Raw genomic sequence first — 22,803 nt, forward strand, 5'->3', positions numbered from 1 at the left:
CCGAGGAGAATCATGGAAGCAGTCCGTGCCCCTCGGGGCACCCAGTTGACGGCGCGAGGATGGCAACAAGAAGCCGCCCTTCGCATGCTCATGAACAACCTCGATCCTGACGTCGCGGAACGCCCCCAGGATTTGGTGGTCTACGGCGGCACGGGCAAGGCCGCACGGGACTGGCCGTCCTACCGAGCGCTGGTCCGCACGCTGACGACCCTGGGGCCCGACGAGACGATGCTGGTGCAGTCCGGCCGGCCCGTCGGGGTGCTGCAGACGCACGAGTGGGCGCCGCGGGTCCTGATCGCCAACTCCAACCTTGTCGGCGACTGGGCCAACTGGCCGGAGTTCCGGCGGCTGGAGGCGCTGGGCCTCACGATGTACGGGCAGATGACCGCCGGGTCCTGGATCTACATCGGCACGCAAGGCATCCTCCAGGGCACCTACGAGACGTTCGCGGCGGTGGCGGAGAAGCGGTTCGGCGGGACGCTGGCCGGCACGCTCACGGTCACCGCGGGGTGCGGCGGGATGGGCGGTGCCCAGCCGCTCGCGGTCACCATGAACGGGGGCGTCTGCCTGATCATCGACGTCGATCGCACCCGGCTCGAACGCCGGGTCGCCACCCGCTACCTCGACGTCATCGCCGACTCGTTGGAGGCCGGGGTCCGGGCCGCGGCCGAGGCCCAGATCGCGCGCAAGCCGCTCTCGGTGGGAATCGTGGGCAATGCCGCACTGCTGCTTCCCGAACTGCTGCGGATGGGGGTCCCGGTCGACATCGTGACCGACCAGACGTCGGCGCACGACCCGCTCTCCTACATCCCGAGCGGCATCGACCCCGAGGACGCGGCGGACTACGCGGCCAAGAAGCCCGAGGAGTTCACCGACCGGGCCCGCCACTCGATGGCGCGGCACGTGGAGGCGATGGTCGGATTCCTCGACCGCGGCGCCGAGGTGTTCGACTACGGCAACTCGATCCGGGGCGAGGCGCAACTGGGCGGATTCGATCGGGCGTTCGCGTTTCCGGGGTTCGTCCCGGCGTACATCCGGCCGCTCTTCTGCCAGGGCAAGGGCCCCTTCCGCTGGGCCGCACTGTCGGGCAACCCCGCCGACATCGCCGCCACCGACCAGGCGATCCTCGACCTCTTCCCGGAGAACGCCTCGCTGCACCGCTGGATCAAGATGGCGCAGGAGCGGGTGGCGTTCCAGGGTCTGCCGGCCCGCATCTGCTGGCTCGGCCAGGGCGAACGTGACCGGGCCGGACTCCGGTTCAACGAGATGGTCGCCGACGGCACGCTGGAGGCCCCGATCGTCATCGGGCGCGACCACCTCGACACCGGCTCCGTCGCCTCGCCGTACCGGGAGACCGAGGCGATGCGTGACGGCTCGGACGCGATCGCGGACTGGCCGCTACTCAACGCGCTGGTGAACACGGCCTCGGGCGCCTCCTGGGTGTCGATCCACCACGGCGGCGGCGTCGGGATCGGCCGCTCCATCCACGCCGGGCAGGTCTCGGTCGCCGACGGCACCGAGCTCGCGGCGCAGAAGCTGGCGCGGGTGCTCGGCAACGACCCCGCGATGGGCGTGCTGCGGCACGTGGACGCCGGGTACGAGGACGCGGTGGAGGTCGCCGAGTCCAACGGGCTCCGGGTGCCGATGCGGGAGACGACGGCCGACGGCGAAGAGGCCGGTGAGCGGGCATGATGAGCGCCGACCGGTTCGCCGCGCTGTGGGGATCGCTGAGCCCGATCGGGCGGGCCGGCGAGGACGGCGGATATGTCCGTCACTCGTGGACCGACACCGACCTGGTCTGCCGCGAGTGGTTCGTCGAGGAGGCGCTGGACCGCGACCTCGAGGTTGAGATCGACCGCAACGGCAACCTGTGGGCCTGGTGGGGCGAGCCGGACCAGGAGGGCGCCGTTGTCACCGGCAGCCATCTCGACTCCGTCCCGCATGGCGGCGCCTACGACGGGCCGTTGGGCGTCGTGTCGGGGCTGCTCGCCATCGACCGGCTCCGGGAGCGGGGCGTGAAGCCGGCGCGGCCCGTGGCGGTCGTGGTGTTCACCGAGGAGGAGGGGGCGCGGTTCGGGGTGCCGTGCCTCGGCTCGCGGCTGATGACCGGAGCGTTCGATCCCGCGAAGGCGCTGCGGCTGCGGGACCGGGAGGGCGCCCGGCTCGCGGACGCGATCGGGCGGGCCGGGCTCGACCCGGATCGGCTCGGCCCCGACCCGGAGCGTCTGGCGCGCATCGGGGCGTTCGTCGAGCTTCACGTCGAGCAGGGGCGAGCCCTCGACCACCTCAACGCCCCGGTCGGGGTCGCGAGTGCGATCTGGCCGCATGGGCGGTATCGCTTCGACTTCACCGGCGAGGGCAACCACGCCGGCACGACCCGCATGTCGGACCGGCACGACCCGATGCTCACCCTCGCTTTCACGGTGCTGGCGACCGACGAGGCCGCCCGGACCCACGGCGCACACGCGACCGTCGGGCGGGTCGAGGTCGCGCCGAACGCCACCAACGCCATCGCGGCCAGCGCCTCCGCCTGGCTCGACGCCCGGGCGGCGGACGGCGAGACGCTGCAGAAGCTCGTCGAGGCCATTCACCAGCGGGCGGAGCAGCGGGCTCGGCTCGACGGCACGCACGTCACGATGGCCGCGGAGTCGGTCACCGGTGAGGTCGGGTTCACGGGGGACGTCAGCAAGCTCGCCGCCCTCGAGCTTCAGGCGCCCGTGCTGCCGACCGGTGCCGGGCACGACGCGGGCGTGTTGTCCGCTCATGTCGACACGGCGATGTTGTTCGTGAGGAACCCGACGGGCATCTCGCACGCGCCGCAGGAATCGGCCAGCGATGCCGACTGCGCCGCCGGGGTGGAGAAGCTCACCGATCTCTTGGCTCGGCTATGTCAGTGATGCGGTACCACTGCCAACACGCCTGGCTGCCGTCCGGCGTCGCCGACGACGTGGTGGTCGAGATCGCGGGCGGCCGGTTCGTCGCGGTTCGGCCGGAGACGCCGGTCGACGCGGCCGGGGCCGCCGGCGCGGTGCGGCTGCCGGGGCTGACGCTGCCGGGCCTGGCCAACGCGCACTCCCACGCGTTCCACCGGGCGCTGCGGGGCCGGACACAGCGGGGGCGGGGCACGTTCTGGACCTGGCGCGAGCAGATGTACGCGGTGGCGGGCGCGCTCGACCCGGACTCGTATCACGCGCTGGCGATGGCGGTGTACGCCGAGATGGCGCGGGCCGGGATCACCTGCGTCGGCGAGTTCCACTATCTGCACCACGGGCCGGGCGGGGTGAAGTATGCGGACCCCAACGCGATGGGCGAGGCACTCATCGCCGCGGCGGCCGATGCGGGGATCAGGATCACGCTGCTCGACACGCTGTATCTGACGGCGGGGGTCGACGGGCGGGCGCTGGAGGGGGTACAGCTCCGGTTCGGTGACGGGTCGATCGAGGCCTGGTCGAACCGGCTGGATCGGCTCCGGCCCCGGCCCCACGCGCGGATCGGGGCGGCGGCGCACAGTGTGCGGGCCGTGCCGGCGGAGGTGCTGACGGCGTTCGTGGCGCGCACCGATGGCCTGCCGACGCACATACACCTCTCGGAGCAGCGCGCGGAGAACGAGGCCTGCCTCGCGGTGCACGGCCGCACACCGACGGAGCTGCTGGCCGATCGCGGACTGCTCGGCGGGCGGGTGACGGCCGTGCACGCCACGCACCTGACCGACACGGACCGGACCGAGCTCGGCGACAGCGGCACCGGGGTGTGCTTCTGCCCGACGACCGAGCGGGATCTCGCCGACGGCATCGGGCACGCGCGGGCGCTGGTCGACGCGGGCAGCCCGCTCAGCCTGGGCAGCGACAGCCACGCGGTGATCGATCTGTTCGAGGAGGCGCGCGGGGTCGAGATGCACGAGCGGCTCCACACTGAGCGTCGCGGGCACTTCACGGGCGCCGAGCTGATGACCGCGGCCACGGCCGCCGGGCACGCGGCGCTCGGCTGGTCGCACGCCGGCTCCATCGCCGTCGGCGGCCGGGCGGACCTGGTCACCGTGGCGCTCGACTCGCCGCGGACGGCGGGCTGCGATCCGGCGGCGATCGGGTTCGCGGCCACGGCGGCCGACGTGCGGCACGTGGTGGTCGACGGGCGGGTCGTCGTGCGTGACGGGTTGCACATCGCGGTGCCGGACGTCGGGGCGGCGCTGCGGGAGGCGCTGGAGATGATCTCGGCCGGTGCGAGCGGCCCCGCCGGAGCGCGTGAGGCCGTGGACAGCGGGCGCGTCGGGGCGGCGGCGCGATGAGGTCGCTGCTGGTCACCAACATCGGGGAGCTCGTCACGGGCGACCCGAACTGGGGTGAGGGACCGCTCGGGATCCGGCGCGACGCCGCGCTCGTCATCGACGGCCGGCGGGTCGAGTGGATCGGGCGGGCCGGGGAAACGCCGGCGGCCGACATGCGGCTCGACGCGAACGGGGCCGCGGTGCTGCCCGGGTTCGTCGACAGCCACTCGCACCTGGTGTTCGGCGGCGATCGGGCGGCGGAGTTCGCGGCGCGGATGGCGGGGCAGCCGTACACGGGCGGGGGGATTCGCACGACCGTCGGGGCGACCCGGGCCGCCGATGACGAGCAGCTGCGGGCGAACGTGGCGCGGCTGCGGCATGAGGCGCTGCGGCAGGGCACGACGACGATGGAGATCAAGTCCGGATATGGGCTGAGCGTCGCCGATGAGGCTCGGTCGCTGCGGATCGCGCGGGAGTTCAGCACCGAGACGACGTTCCTCGGGGCGCATGTGGTGCCGTCGGAATATGCGGAGCGGACGGACGACTATGTGAGCCTCGTCTGCGGGCCGATGCTCACCGCGGCGCACGGGGCCGGGGCGCGGTGGATCGACGTGTTCTGCGAGCGGGGTGCGTTCGACGCGGATCACTCGCGGGCCATCCTGACCGTCGGCGCCGACGCGGGGATGGGTGTGCGGGTCCACGCGAACCAGCTGTCGGAGGGGCCCGGGGTGCGGCTCGCGGTGGAGCTGAACGCGGCGTCGGCGGATCACTGCACGCACCTGACCGCGGCGGACATCGCGGCGCTCGCCGGGTCGAGCACGGTCGCCACGCTGCTGCCGGGGGCGGAGTTCTCGACGCGGTCGCCGTATCCGCCGGCCCGGGCGCTGCTGGACGCGGGGGCCACGGTCGCGCTGGCGACGGACTGCAATCCGGGGTCGTCGTACACCACGTCGATGCCGTTCTGCATCGCGCTCGCGGTGCGGGAGATGGCGATGACGCCGGCCGAGGCCGTGCTCGCGGCGACGCGGGGCGGGGCGGCGGCGCTGCGCCGGGATGACATCGGGCGGCTGACGTACGGGGCGCGCGGCGACCTCGTCGTGCTGGACGCCCCCTCGTACGTGCACCTGGCCTACCGGCCCGGGGTGCCGCTGACCACCAACGTCGTGCTCAATGGGGAGCTGGTTTGATCACCATCACCGCCTCTGGCATCACCCCCGACGACCTGATCGCGGTCGCCCGGGGCAACGCGCGGGTGACCCTCGCGCCGGACGCGCTCGACGCCATGCGCGCGAGCCGGTCCATCGTGGATGCGATCGAGCGGGACGGGCGCCCGGTGTACGGGGTGTCGACCGGGTTCGGGGCGCTCGCCAACACGTTCATCGCACCCGAGCGCCGGGCGGAGCTGCAGCACGCGCTGATCCGCTCGCACGCGGCGGGCGTCGGGGCGCCGATGCCGCGGGAGGTCGTACGAGCGATGATGCTCCTGCGGATCCGCTCCCTGGCGATGGGGCGCTCCGGGGTGCGGCCCGAGGTCGCGCAGGCGCTCGTGGAACTGCTCAACGCCGACATCACGCCGTGGGTGCCGGAGCACGGGTCGCTCGGCGCGTCCGGGGACCTGGCGCCGCTGGCCCACTGTGCGCTGGTGCTGATCGGCGAGGGGTGGGTGCTGGCGAAGGACGGCACCCGGCTCAGCGCGCTCGATGCCGGAGTGTCGCCGATCGCGCTGTCCTCGAAGGAGGGGCTGGCGCTCATCAACGGCACCGACGGCATGCTCGGCATGCTGATCATGGCCATCGAGGACTCGCGGCACCTGTTCACGATGGCGGACATCACCGCGGCGCTGTCGATCGAGGCGATGCTCGGCTCCGATCGGCCGTTCATGCCGGAGCTGCACACGATCCGGCCGCACCCGGGGCAGGCGGCCTCGGCGGCGAACATCCACCGGCTCCTGCAGGGCTCGCCGATCATGGACTCGCACCGGGACGACCTGGTGCATGCGGTGCAGGACGCGTACTCGATGCGGTGCGCGCCGCAGGTGGCCGGGGCGGCGCGGGACACGCTCGAGTTCGCGACGACCGTCGCGGGGCGGGAGCTGCGCTCGATCGTGGACAACCCGGTGGTGCTCACCGACGGGCGGGTCGAGTCGACGGGGAACTTCCACGGGGCGCCGCTCGGGTTCGCGGCGGACTTTCTCGCGATCGCAGCGGCGGAGGTCGGGGCGATCGCGGAGCGGCGGGTGGACCGGCTGCTCGACGTCACCCGGTCGCGGGACCTGCCGCCGTTCCTGACCCCGGATGCGGGGGTGAACTCGGGGCTGATGATCGCGCAGTACACGGCGGCGGGGATCGTCGCGGAGAACCGGCGGCTGGCGGCGCCCGCGAGCGTGGACTCCTTGCCGACGTCGGGCATGCAGGAGGACCACGTGTCGATGGGGTGGGCGGCGACGCGGAAGCTGCGGACCGTTCTCGACAACCTCTGCAGCATCCTGGCGGTCGAGTTGATCTCGGCGGTGCGCGGGATCCAGCTGCGGGCTCCGCTGCGGCCCTCGCCGGCCGGGGAGCGCGCGGTGGCGATGGTGGAGCGGTTCGCGGGCGGGCCGGGGCCGGATGTGTTCCTCGCGCCGGTGATGGAGGCGGCTCGCGGGCTGGTCTGGTCGCGGGAGCTGCGCAAGGAGATCGAGGAAGTGGCGGGGCCGCTCGCCTGAGGGGAACGAGAGCCCAAGCCGGCGAGCAGCAGCGAGGGAGCACAGCGGCGGCCGGAGCAGGCGAACCGAGAAAACCCGGGCCTGAGCCGACCGCCGCCGGTCAGCGGGTGTTGCAGCGCTGACAGACGGCGGCCGGAGCAGGCGAACCGAGAAACTCGCGCCTGAGCCGACCGCCGCCGGTCGGCAGGTGTTACAGCGCTGCGGCCAGCGCGCGGAACGCCTTGCCTCGGTGGCTGATGGCGTCCTTCTCGTCGGGGGTCAGCTCGGCGGTCGTCTTCGTGTAACCGTCGGCCACGAAGATCGGGTCGTAGCCGAAGCCGCCGTCGCCGCGCGGGGCCCTGATCAGGTGGCCGCGCATCTCGCCGCGGAAGACCTGTTCGCGGCCGTCCGGGTAGACGAGGGCGGCGGCGCACACGAACGCGGCGCCCAGGTGCTCGTCGGGGACGTCGCCGACCTGCGCCAGGACCAGGCGCAGGTTCGCGCCGTCGCGGTCGGGGGCGCCGCTCGGCAGGCCCGACCAGCGGGCCGAGAAGACGCCGGGCATGCCGTTGAGGGCGTCCACGGCCAGGCCCGAGTCGTCGGCGATGCTCGGCAGGCCGGTGTAGTGGACGGCCTCGCGGGCCTTGAGCAGGGCGTTCTCCTCGAAGGTGAGGCCGGTCTCGGGGGCCTCCGGGTAGCTGTCGACGTCGTCCAGGCCGAGCAGGTCGATGCTCAGCGCCGCGGCCTCCATGACCCGGCGCAGCTCGACCAGCTTCTTCTTGTTGCGGGTCGCGAGGAGGAGGTTCATCCGGCGAGGGCCTTCTGCTGCAGGGCGGTCAGATCCGCGCAGCCGCGGGCGCCGAGGTCCACGAGGGTGTCCAGCTCCGCGCGGGTGAAGATGCCCTGCTCGCCGGTGCCCTGGACCTCGACGAACTCGCCCGCGCCGGTGCACACCACGTTCATGTCCACGTCCGCCACCACGTCCTCCTCGTAGCAGAGGTCCAGGCGGGGCTCGCCGGCGATGATGCCGACGCTGACGGCGGCGACCGAGCGGTGCAGGACGTCCGCGGGCTTGCCGGCGAGCTTGCGCTGGGTCGCCAGCCAGGCGACGGCGTCGTGGAGGGCCACGTAGGCGCCGGTGATCGCCGCCGTGCGGGTGCCGCCGTCGGCCTGCAGGACGTCACAGTCCAGGACGATCGAGTTCTCGCCGAGGGCCTTGAGGTCGATGCAGGCGCGCAGGCTGCGGCCGATGAGGCGGGAGATCTCGTGGGTGCGGCCGCCGATCTTGCCCTTCACGCTCTCCCGGTCGCTGCGGGTGGTGGTCGCGCGCGGGAGCATCGCGTATTCGGCGGTCAGCCAGCCCAGGCCGGAGCCCTTGCGCCAGCGCGGCACGCCCTCGGTGACGCTGGCGGTGCACAGCACGCGGGTGCCGCCGAACTCGATGAGTACGGACCCCTCCGGGTGCATGCTCCACTGGCGGGTGATCGATACAGGTCGAAGTTGGTCTGGGACGCGTCCATCGGGTCGGGCCATAGGAACCACCCTAGACAAGCCGATCAGGCGACCTTGCCGGGGACCGGGTCCAGGTCCAGGTCGGGATTCGCGGCCGGGGAGCCGTGGCGCTCGAGGTGCCCGGCGAACCGGTCGTGCCCGCGCCGCCGGCCGCCGCGTCGAACGGGTCGCGCAGGGTGTCGTTGGCGCCGATGAGCGCGGCCGCGACGGCCGGGCGGACGACGAGCGCGCGGGGGCCGGTCACACTCCAGGTCGGCGGCCCGGGCGCCGCTGACCGCGAAGTTGCGCAGCCGCACGCCGAGCGCCGAACTCACGCGGGGATCGGCACCGGGCGCGCGGCGACACCACCGGCGTGCACGTCGGCGTAGTGCCTGATCAGCTCGTCGCCGACCGCGGCCCATGTGCGCGACGCCACCGCCACGCGCGCGGCCACGCCCATGGCGAGGCGCCGCTCGTGGTTCTGGACGAGCTCGGTCACCGCCGAGACGACCGAGGGCGCGTCGCCGGGCGGCACGAGCAGGCCGGTGCGGCCGTCGTCGACGAGGTCCAGCGGGCCGCCCTGGGCCGGCGCGACCACGGGCACGCCGCTGGCGAGGGCCTCCTGGATGGCCTGGCCGAAGGTCTCGAACGGCCCGGTGTGCACGAACAGGTCGAGGCTGGCGAAGATCCGGGCCAGCTGGTCGCCGCGCCGCTCGCCGAGGAACACCGCGTCCGGCATGGCCCGCTCGAGGTTCGCGCGGGCCGGGCCGTCGCCGACCACGACCACGCGGACGCCGGGGATGCGGCTGACCGGCGCGAGGAGGTCGACGCGCTTCTCGACGGCGAGCCGGCCGACGTAGCCGACGATCACCTGCCCCTCGGCGGCGACCGCGCGGCGCAGGGCCGCGGAGCGGTGCCCGGGGTCGAAGCGGGCCGCGTCGACGCCGCGGCGCCAGATCCACACGCGCTCGATGCCGTGGCCCTGCAGGGCCGTGGCGGCGGCGGTCGACGGCGCGAGGGTCCGGTCGGCGGCGTTGTGGATGTGCCGCAGCCAGCGCCAGGCGGCCGACTCGCCGAGGTTCGAGCGGTAGTACAGGCGGGCGTAGGCGGGCACGTCCGTCTGGTACACGGCCACCGTGGGCAGCCCCAGCGAGGCGGCGACCGTCATGCCTCGGGCGCCGAGCACGAAGGGGCTGGCAAGGTGCACGAGGTCGGCGCGGTGCGCCCGCAGCGCGGCGGCCAGGTGGCGGCTGGGCAGCCCCAGGCGGAAGCTCCCATAGCCCGGCGTGGCCACGGAGGGGACGCGGATGATCTGGTACGGCAAGGAGCCGGTGACCGAACGCGCCGCGGACGACGGCTGCGGAGCGATCACGAGCGGCTCGTGGCCACGCGCGACGAGGTGCTCGGCGACCCGGACCACGGAGTGGGCGACGCCGTTCACATCGGGCGGGAACGACTCGGTGACGATCGCGATCCGCATGCCATCACCATGAGGGCGGCGTCCGTGCAGGCGGCCACGATTTGCTGGCCAGGCGGCAAACGGGTCCCTAAATGTCGTACCGCGCGCCAGGCCGCACGATGTCGATCGGGCCGGAGAAGGCGCTCGATGCCGCCTCGTGCGTGAGCGCCTCGCTCCCCCAGGCCGGGACCAGGTGCGTGAGCAGCAGCCGGCCGACGCCCGCCTTGGTGGCGTGCTCGGCCGCCTCCCGGCCGGTCAGGTGCAGGTCGGGCGGATTGTCCACGCCGTCGAGGTAGCTCGCCTCACACAGGAACACGTCGGCGCCCTGGGCCAGGCGAATGAGGGCCTCGCAGGGGGCGGTGTCGGCCGAGTACGCGAGCACCTTGCCCTCGTGCTCGAGGCGCACGCCGTAGGTCTCGATGGGGTGGTTCACCCGGTCCACGGTCACCGCGAACGGCCCGATCGGGAAGCTGCCCGGCTGCAGGGCGTAGAAGCTGTACACGTCGCCGATGGACATCGGCTCGTTCTCCCCGCCGTAGGCCGCCGTGATCCGCTCGGGGGCGTTCACGGGCGCGTAGACGGGCAGGGGCGGGAACGGTCCGGCCGGGGCGTAGCGGCGGGCCACGATGTAGGAGCAGGCGTCGAGCATGTGGTCGCAGTGCAGGTGCGACAGCAGGATCGCGTCGACGGCGTAGAGGCTGCCGTAGCGCTGCAGCGCCGACATCGAGCCCGGGCCGAAGTCGATCAGCAGGCGGAAGCCGTCCGCCTCGACCAGGTAGGCCGAGCAGGGCGCCTCAGGCCCCGGGAAGCTGCCGGCGCAGCCGAGAACCGTGAGCCTCATGATGCTGCCCTCAACCCGCCGTCTCCCGTCTTCGAACGAACTGTGGATCGCATGTGGAAAGGAACGGTGAGGTTGAGGATAGATCCAATCCACGAACCCGCGGCTGTAGGGCACGTCTTGGCCCGTTCACGCTGCGCAGCCTACGCCGGACTGGCTGCCCAGGCCGAAAGATCGGGGGGCGGATGTCGCCAACGTGACAGGGGTCGCGTCACGCTCAACTACCTCGCTCGTTGCACGCAGTGAGGCGGCAACAGAGGAGGCACCGTGTCGGTTGACCTGTCACGTGTGAAGCGACTGCGCCGGCACCTGCCGGACGCGTTCCGCCTGCCCACGGAGGCCGACCCGCGCCCGGACAACCGCCAGATCGCCGCGGTGTGCGCCTGGGCGGCCGCGCTCGGGCTCGGGGGCATGGCGGTGGCGCTGCGGGCCTTCGTGGGGCTCATCGGGCAGTACCGCGTCTGGTACGGCCCCGTCGTCATCACCATCGGCCTGCTGGGCCTGGCGTGCACCATCGCGGCGTTCGCGAGCGTGCACCGGCGCAGGCTCCCCTACGCGCTGCTCGGCGCCGCGTCGGTGAGCCTGCTGCTCGGCTGGTTCGTGACGGGCCTGTAGCTCAGGCCCAGAGCTGCCCGTCGAGGGCGCTTTCGGCCTCGGCGAGCGTGCCACCGTAGGCGCCGGTCGACAGGTACTTGAACCCGCCGTCGGCCACGAGGAACACGACATCGGCCCGCTTGCCGGCCTTGAGCGCCTGGTGCGCGACGGCGAGCGCGGCGTGCAGCACGGCGCCGGTGGAGAAGCCCACGAACATGCCCTCGACCTCGACCAGCTGCCGGGTGCGCAGCACGGAGTCCTGGGTGCCGACGGAGAAGCGGCGGGTCAGGACCTTCGCGTCGTACAACTCCGGCACATAGCCCTCGTCGAGGTTGCGCAGGCCGTAGACGAGCTCCCCGTAGCGCGGCTCGGCCGCGATGATCTCGATGTCCTCGACCTTCTCGCGCAGGTAGCGCCCGACCCCCATGAGCGTGCCGGTGGTGCCCAGCCCCGCCACGAAGTGGGTGATGGTCGGCAGGTCGCGCAGGATCTCCGGGCCGGTCGACTCGTAGTGGGCGCGCGCGTTGGCCTCGTTGCCGTACTGGTACAGCATCACCCAGTCCGGGTGCTCGGCCGCGATCTCCTTCGCCACGGCGACGGCGCGGTTGGAGCCGCCCGCCGCCGGCGAGGTGATGATCTCCGCGCCGTACATCCGCAGCAGGGAGGTGCGCTCGGCGGAGACGTTCTCGGGCATCACGCACACGAGCCGGTAGCCGCGCAGCTTCGCCACCATCGCCAGCGCGATGCCGGTGTTGCCGCTGGTCGGCTCGATGATCGTGTCACCCGGGCGGAGGCGGCCGGACTCCTCGGCCGCCTTCACCATCCACAGCGCCACGCGGTCCTTGACGCTTCCCGTCGGGTTGCGGTCCTCGAGCTTGGCCCAGAGCCGCACGTCGGCGCTCGGCGAGAGCCGGGGCAGTCCGACGAGCGGCGTGTTGCCGCACGCGTCGAGCAGGGACTCGTAGCGCGTCACGCGATCAGCCCCGCAGGGCGTGGGCGGCGGCGAACGCGAACGCGCCACCCGCGACCGCGGGCAGGATCGTCACGGAGTCGCCGTCGTTGAGCTTCGCGTCGAGCGCGCCGAGGAACCGGACGTCCTCGTCGTTGATGTAGACGTTGACGAACCGGTGCAGGCCGCCCTCGCCCGTGATCAGCCGGTCCTTGAGCCCGGCGTGGCGGGAGTCAAGGTCGGTGAGCAGGTCGGCGATGGTGTCCCCGGAGCCCTCGACGGTCTTGGCGCCGCCGGTGTAGCTACGCAGGATGGTGGGGATGCGAACCTCGATGGCCATGGGTGTTCTCCTCTGAGACGACGGGACGAAACGGGTCAGAACGGGCGGCTGGTCAGTTGCCGGTCCGACACTCGTAGTCGACGGTCGCCGGGCTCTGCCCGAAGAGGTACTTCTGGACGGCGTTCGGATCCACGACTGCATTAACTACCTGAACCGGCTCCTCGGTGACGGCCCCGTCCACGATGCGGAACGAGCGGACCTCCGTCAGCTGCGGATCGCGGGTGGAGACGAGCAGGTAGTGCGCGCCGGGCTCGCCGGCGAAGGAGACGTCCGTGCGGGACGGATAGGCCTCGGTGGCCGTGTGCGAGTGGTAGACCACGACCGGCTCCTCGTCGGCGTCGTCCATCTCCCGCCACAGCTTCAGCTGTTCCTTGGAGTCGAACTCGTAGAACGTCATGGACCGGGCCGCGTTCTCCATCGGCACGTGTCGCTCCGGCCGGTCCGAGCCGGCCGGACCCGCGACGATCCCGCACGCCTCGTCCGGGTGGTCCCGGCGGGCGTGCGCGACGATCGCGTCGAGGATCGCGGCGTCGATGGTCAGCACGCAACACAGCCTACCGAAACCCGAGCGACACTCGCCCGTGACGGGCATCTCAGCCCATGAGCGCGCCGACGAGCGACTCCTGCAGGTAGGTCAGGTACTGGTACACCGAGAGCTGCGCGACGCGGGCCGAGGTCGGGTCCTTGAGGATCGCGTCGTCGAGCTCGGACTCGATGTCCACGTCGTCGTCGGCGATGCCCAGGCGCAGGCCGAGGGTGAGCCGGACGTCGGTGAGCGCCCGCAGCCAGGCCTCGGCCTGCTCCTCGTCGAGGGCCACCTCGCCGCCCTCGACGGGCAGGGCGTCCAGCAGGAGCGCGGCCTGCTCCAGCTTGGCCGAGCGCAGGTCGTCCTCCGTGTACCGGCGCAACTCCGCGGAGAGGGCGGGGTCGTCGCGGTACACGTCGGGGAACAGGCGCCCGATGACCGGATCGCTGCGGTCGAAGCCCTCGGAGAGCAGGGTGATGACCTCGAGCATGACCTCGTTGAGCACCGCGGCCTCGCCCGGTCCGAACCGGGCGACGCACACCGTGCCGGCGCGCACGAACATGGTCACGACTGCTCCACCGTCGCCCAGAGCCCGTGGGCCTGCAGCCGGGAGGCGTCGTACTCCATTTTCTCGCGCGCCCCGCTGACGACGATCGCCTTGCCCTTGTGATGCACGTCGAGCATGAGGCGTTCGGCCTTCTCCTTGCTGTACCCGAACAGCTTCTGCAGGACCCAGGTCACGTAGCTCATGAGGTTGACGGGATCGTTCCAGACGACAGTCACCCACGGACGGTCGGTCTGGGGCACCTCGTCAACCTCGACGTGGGTCTCTTCGATCGGTAGGACCTGCGGCGCCGCCATACCAACATGGTGCCATCAAGCGAGCAGCACGCCATGGTCGACCGCGTCCCCCGCAATGATCGACAGCGCCTGGCGCAGCTCGGCGTAGCGCTCGCTGAGCTCGTGGCCGAGTTCGACCTCGATCTCGCGCAGCGCGTGCTGGAGCCAGCGGCGGCATTCCTTCTTGTCCGGCAGCTTCGGCGGGCCGCCCGGCGCGTACCGGGGCTGCCACATCGCAAACGACCCGGCGTTCAGTCCGATGCCCAGCGGCGAGAGCACCTGCGCCGGGTCCTCACCGGCCGCGCCGATCGCGGAGAGGCCGTCCAGCGCGCCCGTGCCGGTGAGCGAGGCGACGCCCGAGGTGGTGGTGACCAGCAGTGCCCGGTCGCGCTCACGACCGTCGTCGCGGGCCCCGTCCACGGCCCGGCGGGCGGCGATGGCGATCCGGGCCAGCACGACCTCGTCCGGCGGGGCGTCCAGCAGCGCCCCGAAGACCGCGTCGATCACCTCGCGGGTGTCGGTGCGCAGCTGGCGCGAGCTGCGCACGGAGAGCGCGTGCAGGTGCCGGTCGAGCACCCGGGGCAGCTCGGGGCAGCCCTTGCCGGAGCCGAGCTCCTGCACACAGCGCACGTGGATGGTGGCCAGGTCGATGGAGACCCGCTCGACGGCGGCCAGGCGGCGGGCGCGGATCTCCCGCTCCAGATGCTCCTGCCACGCGTCGCCGGTGGCCGAGACGGTGGTGGCGGTGATCTTCTTGGGCGCGCCGGCGTCGGCCCGCTCGTCGGCCCAGGCCTCGAGCTGGTGGCGCAGTTCGGCCACGCCGAAGATCGACGCCGGCTCGAGCGAGACCGGGAACCACGGGGCGGTGGCGAGCCGGGGGCCGCGCGCGGCGAGCAGTGCCCGGTTGGCGGCGAGCATCTCCGGCCACTCGTCGTGCTGGTCGATGTGGGTGAGGACGAAGGCGATGCGCTCCAGCCGGTCGGCGGCGGCGGTGAGCAGGTCGAGGTCGGCGCGGCCGAGCGGGGCCGCGGCGTCGACCACGAAGACCAGGCCGAGCCCGTCGGCGGCGGCGTCGAGGGAGATCTCGGCGGTGGCCGGGTCCAGATCCCCGCGGCCGGGCGTGTCGATCAACGTGACCCGCTTGAGCAGGGGTGACGGATGGGTGATCTCGATCCGCCGGGCCGGGCGGGCCGGCCCCTTGACCGTGCTGGGGTCCGGGAACGGGCGCGCCTCGCGGTGCCCGGGCACGAAGGCCCACGCCTCCGGGCGCTCGCCGTGGCGGAAGACCACCCAGGCGTCGCCGGCCTCGATCGGCTCCGCGGGGCGGCGGATCAGGGCGTCGACCAGCGCGGTCTTGCCGGACCGCGCGGTGCCGGCGACGACCGCGCAGGACCGCCGCAGCGAGTGGGAGGGCGTGCTCGGTTGCCGGTTGCTCCGGCTGCCTCGGATGTTTCCGGCCGGCATGGCGGACCCCGGCCTCCCGCTCGTCGGGACGCCGAAAGCCGGCGCTGACACGACGGTAAAATCGATCAATGGCGCCTGCATGACCCCGAAGCCCATGTGCGACCTCCTTGTGCACGCCCGGGAAGGCCCGCCCCGACGCGCGAACGAACGGCGCTTGACGGGCGGGGCATCGGAACGCTACGTGAACGGGCACTTACGGCAGCAGGGTTCGTGCTACTCACTGGGGCCGAACGGGGTACTCAAGTTCGTGCTCCCGCCGGTACGCGCAGTAATCAACGTATCGATATGCTGCGACGGTGCCTCCCTGGAGCTTTGTCGGCAGAAACGCAGAACTCATTCGTGTCGCCGAGGCGGCGACCGGCTCGACCGGTCGCGGCCTGATTCTCGGCGGCCCGCCAGGCATCGGCAAGAGCCGACTGCTGCGCGAGGGCGTGAGCGCGCTTGACCAGGACAGAATCGCCGTCTGGACGGCCACCGCCAACATCGCGACGGCCGGTCTCCCGCTCGGCGGCCTGGCCCAGGTGCTCCCGCCCGACCAGCCCGCGGGCGGCTCGCCCGCCGGCCTGCTGCGCTGGGCGGTCGACGCGCTGCACCGCCAGGCCGCGGGCCGCCCGATCGTCGTCGCGATCGACGACGCCCACCTGCTCGACCCCCTCTCCGCCGCGCTCGTGTACTACGTCGCCCGCTCCGAGAACGCCACCGTGATCGGCACGGTACGCACGGGGGAGTCGGTGCACGACCCGATCAGCGCGCTGTGGAAGGACGATCTCGTCGAGCGGATCGAGCTCGGCCCGCTCACCCTGCAGGAGACCTCCGACCTGCTGCAGCAGGTGCTCGGCGGCCCGGTCGACTCCGCCTCGGTGGACCGGCTGCAGCAGCTCTCCCAGGGCAACGCCCTGCTGCTGCGGGAGCTGGTGATCGCCGCGCACGCGGCCGGCGAGATCATCGAGAGCTACGGGATGCAGCGCTGGACCGGCAAGGTCGACCTGGCCCCGACGCTCACCGAGGTCGTCGACGCCCGCATCGGCAAGCTGACCCCGCAGGAGCGGGCGGTGCTGGAGCTCGTCGCCTTCGGCGAGCCCATCGGCCTGCCGCTGCTGGTCAAGGCGACCGACCTGGCCACCGTGGAGACCGCCGAGGAGCGGCAGCTGGTCCGGGTGGTCGTGGAGGACCGGCGCACGACGGTCCGGCTGGCCCATCCGCTCTACGGCGAGGTCGTCCGCCGCCGCTGCCCGGTGACCCGGTTCCGGCGCCTGCTCGCCGACCTCGCCACGCTGGTCGAGAACTCCGGCGCCCGCCGCCGCGACGACCTGCTGCGCGTGGCCGTCTGGCGGCTCGACTCCGACACCGCGCGGGACCCGGTGCTGCTGCTCAACGCGTGCCGGCTGGCGTTCGCGACCTACGACATGGCGCTCGCGATGCGCCTGGGCAAGGCGGCCGTGGCCGCGGGCGGCGGCTTCGACGCCGCCGAGACCCTGGCCACGATCCTGATGTTCGCCAACTGTCCCGACGAGGGCGCCCAGATCCTCGACCAGAACGCGAACCAGATCACCGGCGAGGCCCAGCGCAGCCGGTGGCTGGCGATCCGGCACATCACCTCGCAGTGGGGCCAGGGCGACTCCTCCACCGCCGACGAGATGAACCGCCAGGCCCACCAGCTCACCGACCTGCGCGAACGCTCCCTCGCGCTGTCGGTCGAGTCGACGATGCGGCTGCACCGCGGCGACTACGGCCAGGCGCTCACCCTGGCCCGCACCGTGCTCGACGGCCCCGCCTCCGCGCCCGGGCCGCGCGCGCTCGCCCGCAGCAACATGGGGCACCTGCAGGCCATGCGCGGCACCCCGGTGCAGACCGTCAAGGCCATGGCGCTGCTCGACGCGGACGCCGCCCAGTGGCGGGCCGAGGTGCCCTACATCCAGCTCGGCATCGAGCTCGCCCGCGGCACGGCGATGATCCTCGCCGCGGACCTGGCGGCCGTCGACGCGATCGTGGCCACCGAGTTCGCGGGCATGGCCGACGCCGGCAACTTCCTGCTCGGCTCCGGCTACCTGCAGATCGTCCGCGCCCAGGCGGCCCGCCTGCGCGGCCACCTCCAGGAGGCCGGGCGCGCCGCGAGCCAGGCCAGCGCCATGCTCGCCACCGGCCGGATCTTCGTGGCCCTCGCCCACGCCGAGCGCGCGCACGTGGCCGCCCTGCAGGGCGACGCGGCCGGCGCCGCCGCGGCGTTCGCGCTGGCCGAGGAGGCGCACTACCGCTCGATGGAGGTCCTGTACCCGTGGCTGGAGGAGGCCCGCGCCTGGGTCGCCGTGGCCGCGGGCGACGTGAGCACGGCCGCCGAGGTGCTGCGCCTGCTCGCCGCGCGCAACCGCAGCGACGGGTTCGCCGCGCACGAGATGTTCGCGCTGTACGACCTGGGCCGCCTCGGCTTCGCCCAGGAGGTCAACGAGCGCATCGGCGCCCTGGCGCAGACGGTGGAGGGCCGCCTCGCGCCCGCCATGGCCTGGCACGTGCGCGCGATGGCCGAGGAGGACGGCGGCGCGCTGCTCGCGGTGGCGGAGGAGCTCGCGGAGATGGAGCTGTACCTCTTCGCCGCCGAGGCCGCCGCGGGGGCCGTCACGCTGCTGCGCGGCATCCGCTCGCCGCAGACGCCCCGCGCCGCGCAGCGCCTCGCCGAGCTGCGCGTCGAGTGCCCGCAGGCGGTGACGCCGGCCCTCGTCGTGCCGCAACCGATGCTGACGGGACGGGAGCGCCAGATCGCGCGCCTGGCCGCGGCCGGCGTGCCGTCGAAGGAGATCGCGGATCAGCTTTACCTTTCCTCCCGTACCGTCGACAACCACCTCATGCGCGTGTACGCGAAGCTCGGCGTGACCGGGCGGGCGGAGCTGGCGGCGGCCCTGCGCTCGCTGCCGCCGGAGGAGTAGCGGCTCCCTTTCGCACCGGAGCGCCCGGCTGACGACCCGGGCGCTCCGTTTGTCCGGTCGGTCGTCCGCTCAGATGCCGGTCAAGGAGTGATCGCCGTCCTATCACCCTTGGAATATGTTGTTCACGTGACGAGTAGCGCGTTCCTGACCGACCACTACGAGCTGACGATGCTGTCCGCCGCGCTGCGCGACGGCACCGCCGACCGGCGCTGCGTGTTCGAGGTGTTCGCGCGCCGGCTGCCGACCGGGCGCCGGTACGGCGTGGTCGCGGGCACCGGCCGCCTGCTCGACCTGATCGCCGACTTCCGCTTCGGGGACGAGGAGATCGAGTTCCTCAAGAGCCGGGGCATCGTGGACGACACGACGGCCGGCTGGCTGTCGAAGTACCGGTTCAGCGGAGACGTCGACGGCTACGCCGAGGGCGAGCTGTTCTTCCCCGGCTCCCCCATCCTGACCGTGAGCGGCACGTTCGCCGAGTGCGTGGTGCTGGAGACGCTGATCCTGTCGGTGCTCAACCACGACAGCGCGATCGCGGCCGCCGCGGCGCGGATGGTCACCGCCGCGCGCGGGCGGGCCGTGATCGAGATGGGCTCGCGGCGCACGCAGGAGGAGGCGGCGGTCGCGGCGGCCCGGGCGGCGTACCTGGCGGGCTTCGCGTTCACGTCCAACCTCGAGGCGGGGCGGCGCTTCGGCATCCCGACGACGGGCACGGCCGCGCACGCGTTCACGCTGCTGCACGACTCCGAGCAGGCCGCGTTCGCGTCCCAGGTCTCGGCGCTGGGCAAGCAGACGACGCTGCTCGTGGACACGTACGACATCGCGCAGGGCATCCGCAACGCGATCGCCGTCGCCGGCCCCGAACTGCGCGCCGTGCGCATCGACTCCGGCGACCTGTCCGTGCTCGCGTCCGAGTCGCGGGCCCTGCTCGACTCGCTGGGCGCCACGGACACGCAGATCGTCGTGTCGGGCGATCTGGACGAGTACGCGATCGCGGCCCTGGCCGCCGAGCCCGTCGACGTCTACGGCGCGGGCACCGCCGTCGTCGTCGGCTCGGGCGCGCCGACCGCCGGGCTGGTCTACAAGCTCGTCGAGGTCGAGGGGCGCCCCGTCGTCAAGCGCTCGGAGCACAAGGGGACGGTCGGGGGGCGCAAGACGGCGGTACGGCGGCACAAGCCGACGGGAACGGCGATCGAGGAGGTCGTCGTCTCGCTCGGCGAGCCGGAGCCGCAGCCGCACGACCGCCTGCTCCAGCGGCCCCTGCTGCGCGCCGGCGAGCCGGTCGCGGACCTGCCGACCCTGGCCGCCTCGCGCGAGCACCTGCGCCAGTGCCTCATCTCGATCCCGTGGGAGGGGCTCAAGCTCTCGGCCGGCGACCCCGCGGTCCCGGTCATCATGTCCGGCGGAATCTCTGGAGGCACCGCATGACGCGGGCGTTGATCGTGGTGGACGTGCAGAACGACTTCTGCGAGGGCGGCTCCCTCGCCGTCGCCGGCGGTGCCGGGGTGGCCGCGGAGATCTCCGCGGCGATCGCCGACGGCCCGTGGGACCACGTGGTGGCCACCCAGGATCACCACATCGACCCGGGCGCGCACTTCGCCGAACACCCGGACTTCGTGAGCACCTGGCCGGTGCACTGCGTCGTCGGCACCGGCGGCGTCGACTTCCACCCCTCCCTCGACACCGCCAGGATCGAGGCGGTCTTCGAGAAGGGTTCGTACGCGGCCGCGTACTCGGGTTTCGAGGGCTCGGCGGCCGGCCGGGGCCTGGCCGACTGGCTGCGCGAACGCGACGTGACCGAGGTCGACGTGGTGGGCATCGCGACCGACCACTGCGTCCGCGCGACGGCTCTCGATGCGGTGCGTGAGGGTTTTGTTACGACCGTGCTCCTGAACCTCACGGCCGGGGTAGCCCCCGCGACCACACAGTCTGCCCTGGTAGAGCTGCGCGAGGCCGGCGTGACCCTGGTCGGCGAACCGGTCGTGGCCGGCAGCTGACCGACCGGCGGATGGCACATGGCTGGACTTGCCGTGTAACAACCGACGTGTACCGTCATCCGGGCAAGCGGATCCCGCAGCACCGATGTGAGGACTTCTCACGTCACTACGTAAGGAGCCCCTACACGGAGCGTGGCGAAAACAGCTGGACTTCGCTACGCTTGCGGGACCTCGAAGGGTCGTCCATGGTGGACGGCTCAGCACCAGGAGGGTCACGTGAAGTTGTCGATCGAGACTCGCCCCTCGGATCAGCGAGAGTCAGTGCTGACGCTGAGTGGCGAAATCGACTATGAGACCGCTCAGGAGCTCCGCACAGCGGTGAGCTCAGTGCTCGACGGAAGCATCGACCTCCTTGTCATCGATCTCGCGGGGGTCACCTTCCTCGACTCCACCGGCATCGGCACCCTCGTCGTTGCCAAGCGCATCTGCCACAGCATGGGCGTCAAGCTCGACATTCGCCGGCCGAACCCGTTCATCGCACGCCTGTTCGCGGTGGTGGGCGTGAGCGACATCCTCGGCGTGCCGATCCCGCCCGGCACCGTGTCCGGCCGCCTGCCCGCCCCGCGTAGCGGGGTTACCCAGCCGGCCTGACGGTTACCGAACGCAGTCTCTCCCCGGCCTAGGCCGACCCCTCTAGACGACGCATGCGGAGCGCCGTGCCCCTCACCCCGGGCGCGGCGCTCTCGTCGTTTCACGGTCACACTCAGTCGCTGGCCGTGTTGCCGCTTCCACGCTGGGTTACTTCGAGGTCGGAATTCACCCGCGCGAGTGATCACGCCCGATTTTTCATAGAACTGTCATACGGGGGGGCGGCGTTTCGAGGGCGAATACGGTGAGCTACCGCGATGTCCGCCGTGGTCCGGACCGTAACTCCCGTGGCCTCACCGCTCGTGGGTGGTGGCGCTCCCTGCTGGCGCCGGGCGCTGCACGCCGACCGTCCTTGGCCCCTGCGAGCCGCACCGCAAAGGCTTCAGATCGCCCGGGCAGCCGGGCCCCTTCCAGCCGCACCACTACGCGCCTCTTTCCCGCAACCGCGCACGGACCGCGCGGCGCCGTCAGATCCGCCCGCACGCCCCGCGCACGGCTCGCCGCGGGCACCCCGGTGACCTTTGTGGAGCGTGGCGCGCAATCGGAGTGCACGACGCGCGCAACGCGCCGCAACCGCGCGCGGGGGGCGCCGGCCGGGTCACCGACCGTCTCGGACGGCGGCGGAGCGGCGGATACGCTGCGCGATGTGAGAGACATCGAGATCCGCGGCGACATGATCCGCCTCGGTCAGTTCCTGAAGCTCGCCGACATCATGGAGTCCGGGGGCGAAAGCAAGGAGCTGATCCTCGACGGCGAGGTCAGCGTCAACGGCGAAGTGGACACCCGCCGCGGCCGGCAGCTGCACAAGGGCGACGTCGTACGCGTCCTCGGCGAAACCCTCCGCGTCGCCTGAGCCCGACCTGCCGGCGCCCGCCGTTGGAGGCGTGTGCGAGCAGTGCCGGGCCGACCGGTGCGATGCCCGCGGCCGCGGCAGTCGCCGTCGCGCCAAACCCGGGTGCGGCGGGGGCTGACCAGCGGGGGTACCCAGGAACTTCACAGCGCCGTATGGGCCGGTCCTCAGGTCGGACCCGCATAGTTCTTCATGTGACCGGCGCCGGAAAAACCGGAAGCCTCCCTGGATGGTCCACCGGCGCACGGTCACGCCAAAACGTTGCTCACGACGTCGCCGAGCTGGGGTGGTCAGCCGGGGTGACGGTGATGCGGTCGAGGTCGGGGCACCACCTGCCGGAGGTGTTCCCGGCCTCGACTGTGTTGCGGCCCTGATCGAACCGGACGGTCATGAAGATCGCCGCCACCTTGTTCGCGCCGCCGCTCGAGGGGAACGTCAGCTGCGTCCAGCGCCGGCCGAGGCCGATGTAGCAGCGGCGGGACGAGTCGGACGCGTAGGCGATCGTGAGGCGGTACTCGCCCTTCGCCGGCACCGTCACCGCCGGGAACACCAGCGCCCGGCCGTCGCCGATGCCGGTCACGACCCGGCCGCCCGAGGCGCCCGGCACGGAGCGGATCGTCATCGGGCCCGAGCGGCCGCCCGCCTCGGCCTCGAAGACCAGGGCCGGGGGCCGGGACGGCGACGGCGAGCGCTTGACCGACGGCGACGTGCGCGAGCGCGACGGCGACGCGGATACCGAGGGCGACGCGGACGGCGGCGCGGCGGACGGCGTGGGCGGCGGCTCCAGCGACAGGACCGGAATCACCGGATCGCCGCCTCGCCAGGGCAGGTCGCGCGGGGCCCGGTCCGGGAGCGCGACGACGAGGGCCAGCCCGGCGACCACGGCCACGATCAGCACCGCGATGAGCACCAAGGGTACCGGCCGATGCGAAACACGCCGCCGGCCCAGGTAGTCGCCGGGAGCGTCGATCATGTCCGAGAAGGTACCGCCACCAGGCGGAA

General features: G+C 72.6%; 23 protein-coding genes. 11 read left to right on the top strand and 12 right to left on the bottom strand.

The window, feature by feature from the left end; genetic code table 11:
• Positions 1–12: 12 nt before the first annotated feature.
• Genes hutU through hutH form a run of 5 tightly spaced genes read left to right on the top strand, consistent with a single transcriptional unit; the run spans position 13 to position 6,968 of the window.
• Positions 13–1,692 (top strand): urocanate hydratase, encoded by a 1,680-nt coding sequence (gene hutU / locus ACQP2P_RS41240; protein ID WP_433610433.1) that lies wholly within the window; start codon positions 13–15, stop codon positions 1,690–1,692.
• Complete coding sequence (locus ACQP2P_RS41245) at positions 1,692–2,897, top strand: allantoate amidohydrolase (RefSeq protein ID WP_433619488.1); 1,206 nt, start codon at positions 1,692–1,694, stop codon at positions 2,895–2,897. Before hutU ends, ACQP2P_RS41245 begins: the two co-directional genes overlap by 1 nt.
• A complete protein-coding gene (locus tag ACQP2P_RS41250; RefSeq protein ID WP_433619490.1) occupies positions 2,894–4,285 on the top strand; it encodes a formimidoylglutamate deiminase in 1,392 nt (463 codons plus the stop codon). The genes ACQP2P_RS41245 and ACQP2P_RS41250 overlap by 4 nt, the downstream gene beginning before the upstream one ends.
• Positions 4,282–5,451 (top strand): imidazolonepropionase, encoded by a 1,170-nt coding sequence (gene hutI / locus ACQP2P_RS41255; protein ID WP_433610435.1) that lies wholly within the window; start codon positions 4,282–4,284, stop codon positions 5,449–5,451. Before ACQP2P_RS41250 ends, hutI begins: the two co-directional genes overlap by 4 nt.
• Positions 5,448–6,968 carry a histidine ammonia-lyase gene (gene hutH / locus ACQP2P_RS41260; RefSeq protein WP_433610437.1) on the top strand — a complete coding sequence of 507 codons (1,521 nt, stop codon included), beginning with the start codon at positions 5,448–5,450 and terminating at the stop codon, positions 6,966–6,968. Before hutI ends, hutH begins: the two co-directional genes overlap by 4 nt.
• Positions 6,969–7,158: 190 nt before the next feature.
• Here the strand turns inward: hutH and rdgB are convergent, their stop codons facing one another.
• The 5 genes from rdgB to ACQP2P_RS41285 form a co-directional block, all read right to left on the bottom strand.
• The gene (gene rdgB / locus ACQP2P_RS41265; RefSeq protein ID WP_433610439.1) at positions 7,159–7,755 is read right to left on the bottom strand and encodes an RdgB/HAM1 family non-canonical purine NTP pyrophosphatase; all 597 of its coding nucleotides are present in this window, start codon (positions 7,753–7,755) and stop codon (positions 7,159–7,161) included.
• Positions 7,752–8,480, bottom strand: a complete 729-nt coding sequence (rph, locus tag ACQP2P_RS41270) for a ribonuclease PH (protein ID WP_433610441.1) — start codon at positions 8,478–8,480, stop codon at positions 7,752–7,754. The genes rdgB and rph overlap by 4 nt, the downstream gene beginning before the upstream one ends.
• A 10-nt stretch (positions 8,481–8,490) precedes the next feature.
• On the bottom strand, positions 8,491–8,703 hold the full coding sequence (locus ACQP2P_RS41275) for a hypothetical protein (RefSeq protein WP_433610443.1): 213 nt from the start codon (positions 8,701–8,703) through the stop codon (positions 8,491–8,493).
• A gap of 66 nt (positions 8,704–8,769) precedes the next feature.
• Positions 8,770–9,918, bottom strand: coding sequence for a glycosyltransferase family 4 protein (locus tag ACQP2P_RS41280; RefSeq protein ID WP_433610445.1), 1,149 nt, complete (start codon positions 9,916–9,918; stop codon positions 8,770–8,772).
• A 67-nt stretch (positions 9,919–9,985) separates the two neighbouring features.
• Entirely contained in the window at positions 9,986–10,738 is a 753-nt protein-coding gene (locus tag ACQP2P_RS41285) for an MBL fold metallo-hydrolase (RefSeq protein WP_433610447.1), read from the bottom strand.
• Positions 10,739–11,023: 285 nt separating this feature from the next.
• On the opposite strand from ACQP2P_RS41285, the gene ACQP2P_RS41290 reads away from it, so the two are divergent.
• Entirely contained in the window at positions 11,024–11,350 is a 327-nt protein-coding gene (locus tag ACQP2P_RS41290; RefSeq protein ID WP_433610449.1) for a hypothetical protein, read from the top strand.
• 1 nt (position 11,351) lies between these two features.
• Here the strand turns inward: ACQP2P_RS41290 and ACQP2P_RS41295 are convergent, their stop codons facing one another.
• The 6 genes from ACQP2P_RS41295 to ACQP2P_RS41320 are packed head-to-tail and all read right to left on the bottom strand — an operon-like array spanning position 11,352 to position 15,448.
• Positions 11,352–12,302, bottom strand: a complete 951-nt coding sequence (locus ACQP2P_RS41295) for a PLP-dependent cysteine synthase family protein (protein WP_433610451.1) — start codon at positions 12,300–12,302, stop codon at positions 11,352–11,354.
• Between the two features lie 4 nt (positions 12,303–12,306).
• Entirely contained in the window at positions 12,307–12,618 is a 312-nt protein-coding gene (locus ACQP2P_RS41300; RefSeq protein ID WP_392802699.1) for a MoaD family protein, read from the bottom strand.
• 52 nt (positions 12,619–12,670) lie between these two features.
• Positions 12,671–13,162 carry a Mov34/MPN/PAD-1 family protein gene (locus ACQP2P_RS41305; protein ID WP_433610453.1) on the bottom strand — a complete coding sequence of 164 codons (492 nt, stop codon included), beginning with the start codon at positions 13,160–13,162 and terminating at the stop codon, positions 12,671–12,673.
• A 49-nt stretch (positions 13,163–13,211) separates the two neighbouring features.
• A complete protein-coding gene (locus tag ACQP2P_RS41310) occupies positions 13,212–13,706 on the bottom strand; it encodes a DUF2017 domain-containing protein (RefSeq protein ID WP_433619492.1) in 495 nt (164 codons plus the stop codon).
• Between the two features lie 2 nt (positions 13,707–13,708).
• Entirely contained in the window at positions 13,709–14,005 is a 297-nt protein-coding gene (gene clpS, locus ACQP2P_RS41315) for an ATP-dependent Clp protease adaptor ClpS (RefSeq protein WP_433610455.1), read from the bottom strand.
• Between the two features lie 15 nt (positions 14,006–14,020).
• On the bottom strand, positions 14,021–15,448 hold the full coding sequence (locus ACQP2P_RS41320) for a hypothetical protein (protein ID WP_433610457.1): 1,428 nt from the start codon (positions 15,446–15,448) through the stop codon (positions 14,021–14,023).
• Between the two features lie 296 nt (positions 15,449–15,744).
• Here ACQP2P_RS41320 and ACQP2P_RS41325 point away from each other — a divergent pair, with 296 nt between their 5' ends.
• The 5 genes from ACQP2P_RS41325 (at position 15,745) to ACQP2P_RS41345 (ending at position 21,804) form a co-directional block, all read left to right on the top strand.
• The gene (locus tag ACQP2P_RS41325; protein WP_433610459.1) at positions 15,745–18,369 is read left to right on the top strand and encodes a LuxR C-terminal-related transcriptional regulator; all 2,625 of its coding nucleotides are present in this window, start codon (positions 15,745–15,747) and stop codon (positions 18,367–18,369) included.
• 168 nt (positions 18,370–18,537) lie between these two features.
• Positions 18,538–19,794, top strand: coding sequence for a nicotinate phosphoribosyltransferase (locus ACQP2P_RS41330; protein WP_433619494.1), 1,257 nt, complete (start codon positions 18,538–18,540; stop codon positions 19,792–19,794).
• On the top strand, positions 19,791–20,363 hold the full coding sequence (locus ACQP2P_RS41335; RefSeq protein WP_433610461.1) for an isochorismatase family protein: 573 nt from the start codon (positions 19,791–19,793) through the stop codon (positions 20,361–20,363). Before ACQP2P_RS41330 ends, ACQP2P_RS41335 begins: the two co-directional genes overlap by 4 nt.
• A 216-nt stretch (positions 20,364–20,579) precedes the next feature.
• Positions 20,580–20,954 carry an STAS domain-containing protein gene (locus ACQP2P_RS41340; RefSeq protein WP_433610463.1) on the top strand — a complete coding sequence of 125 codons (375 nt, stop codon included), beginning with the start codon at positions 20,580–20,582 and terminating at the stop codon, positions 20,952–20,954.
• A gap of 511 nt (positions 20,955–21,465) precedes the next feature.
• Positions 21,466–21,804, top strand: coding sequence for an RNA-binding S4 domain-containing protein (locus ACQP2P_RS41345; RefSeq protein WP_433610465.1), 339 nt, complete (start codon positions 21,466–21,468; stop codon positions 21,802–21,804).
• Between the two features lie 262 nt (positions 21,805–22,066).
• Here the strand turns inward: ACQP2P_RS41345 and ACQP2P_RS41350 are convergent, their stop codons facing one another.
• Complete coding sequence (locus ACQP2P_RS41350) at positions 22,067–22,774, bottom strand: hypothetical protein (protein ID WP_433610467.1); 708 nt, start codon at positions 22,772–22,774, stop codon at positions 22,067–22,069.
• Positions 22,775–22,803 lie beyond the last annotated feature (29 nt).

This window comes from Dactylosporangium sp. CA-139114, assembly GCF_050955725.1.
GTDB lineage: Bacteria > Actinomycetota > Actinomycetes > Mycobacteriales > Micromonosporaceae > Dactylosporangium.

Bases quoted from the DNA above. Each gene is read 5' to 3' on its own strand.
- ACQP2P_RS41310 (WP_433619492.1), bottom strand. From the start codon at position 13,706: ATGTTCGTGCGCGCCGGCACGGTGTGCGTCGCCCGGTTCGGACCGGGC.
- hutI (WP_433610435.1), top strand. From the start codon at position 4,282: ATGAGGTCGCTGCTGGTCACCAACATCGGGGAGCTCGTCACGGGCGAC.
- clpS (WP_433610455.1), bottom strand. From the start codon at position 14,005: ATGGCGGCGCCGCAGGTCCTACCGATCGAAGAGACCCACGTCGAGGTT.
- ACQP2P_RS41280 (WP_433610445.1), bottom strand. From the start codon at position 9,918: ATGCGGATCGCGATCGTCACCGAGTCGTTCCCGCCCGATGTGAACGGC.
- ACQP2P_RS41300 (WP_392802699.1), bottom strand. From the start codon at position 12,618: ATGGCCATCGAGGTTCGCATCCCCACCATCCTGCGTAGCTACACCGGC.
- ACQP2P_RS41330 (WP_433619494.1), top strand. From the start codon at position 18,538: ATGCTGTCCGCCGCGCTGCGCGACGGCACCGCCGACCGGCGCTGCGTG.
- ACQP2P_RS41245 (WP_433619488.1), top strand. From the start codon at position 1,692: ATGAGCGCCGACCGGTTCGCCGCGCTGTGGGGATCGCTGAGCCCGATC.
- rph (WP_433610441.1), bottom strand. From the start codon at position 8,480: ATGGCCCGACCCGATGGACGCGTCCCAGACCAACTTCGACCTGTATCG.
- ACQP2P_RS41320 (WP_433610457.1), bottom strand. From the start codon at position 15,448: ATGCCGGCCGGAAACATCCGAGGCAGCCGGAGCAACCGGCAACCGAGC.
- ACQP2P_RS41285 (WP_433610447.1), bottom strand. From the start codon at position 10,738: ATGAGGCTCACGGTTCTCGGCTGCGCCGGCAGCTTCCCGGGGCCTGAG.
- ACQP2P_RS41350 (WP_433610467.1), bottom strand. From the start codon at position 22,774: ATGATCGACGCTCCCGGCGACTACCTGGGCCGGCGGCGTGTTTCGCAT.
- hutU (WP_433610433.1), top strand. From the start codon at position 13: ATGGAAGCAGTCCGTGCCCCTCGGGGCACCCAGTTGACGGCGCGAGGA.
- ACQP2P_RS41335 (WP_433610461.1), top strand. From the start codon at position 19,791: ATGACGCGGGCGTTGATCGTGGTGGACGTGCAGAACGACTTCTGCGAG.
- rdgB (WP_433610439.1), bottom strand. From the start codon at position 7,755: ATGAACCTCCTCCTCGCGACCCGCAACAAGAAGAAGCTGGTCGAGCTG.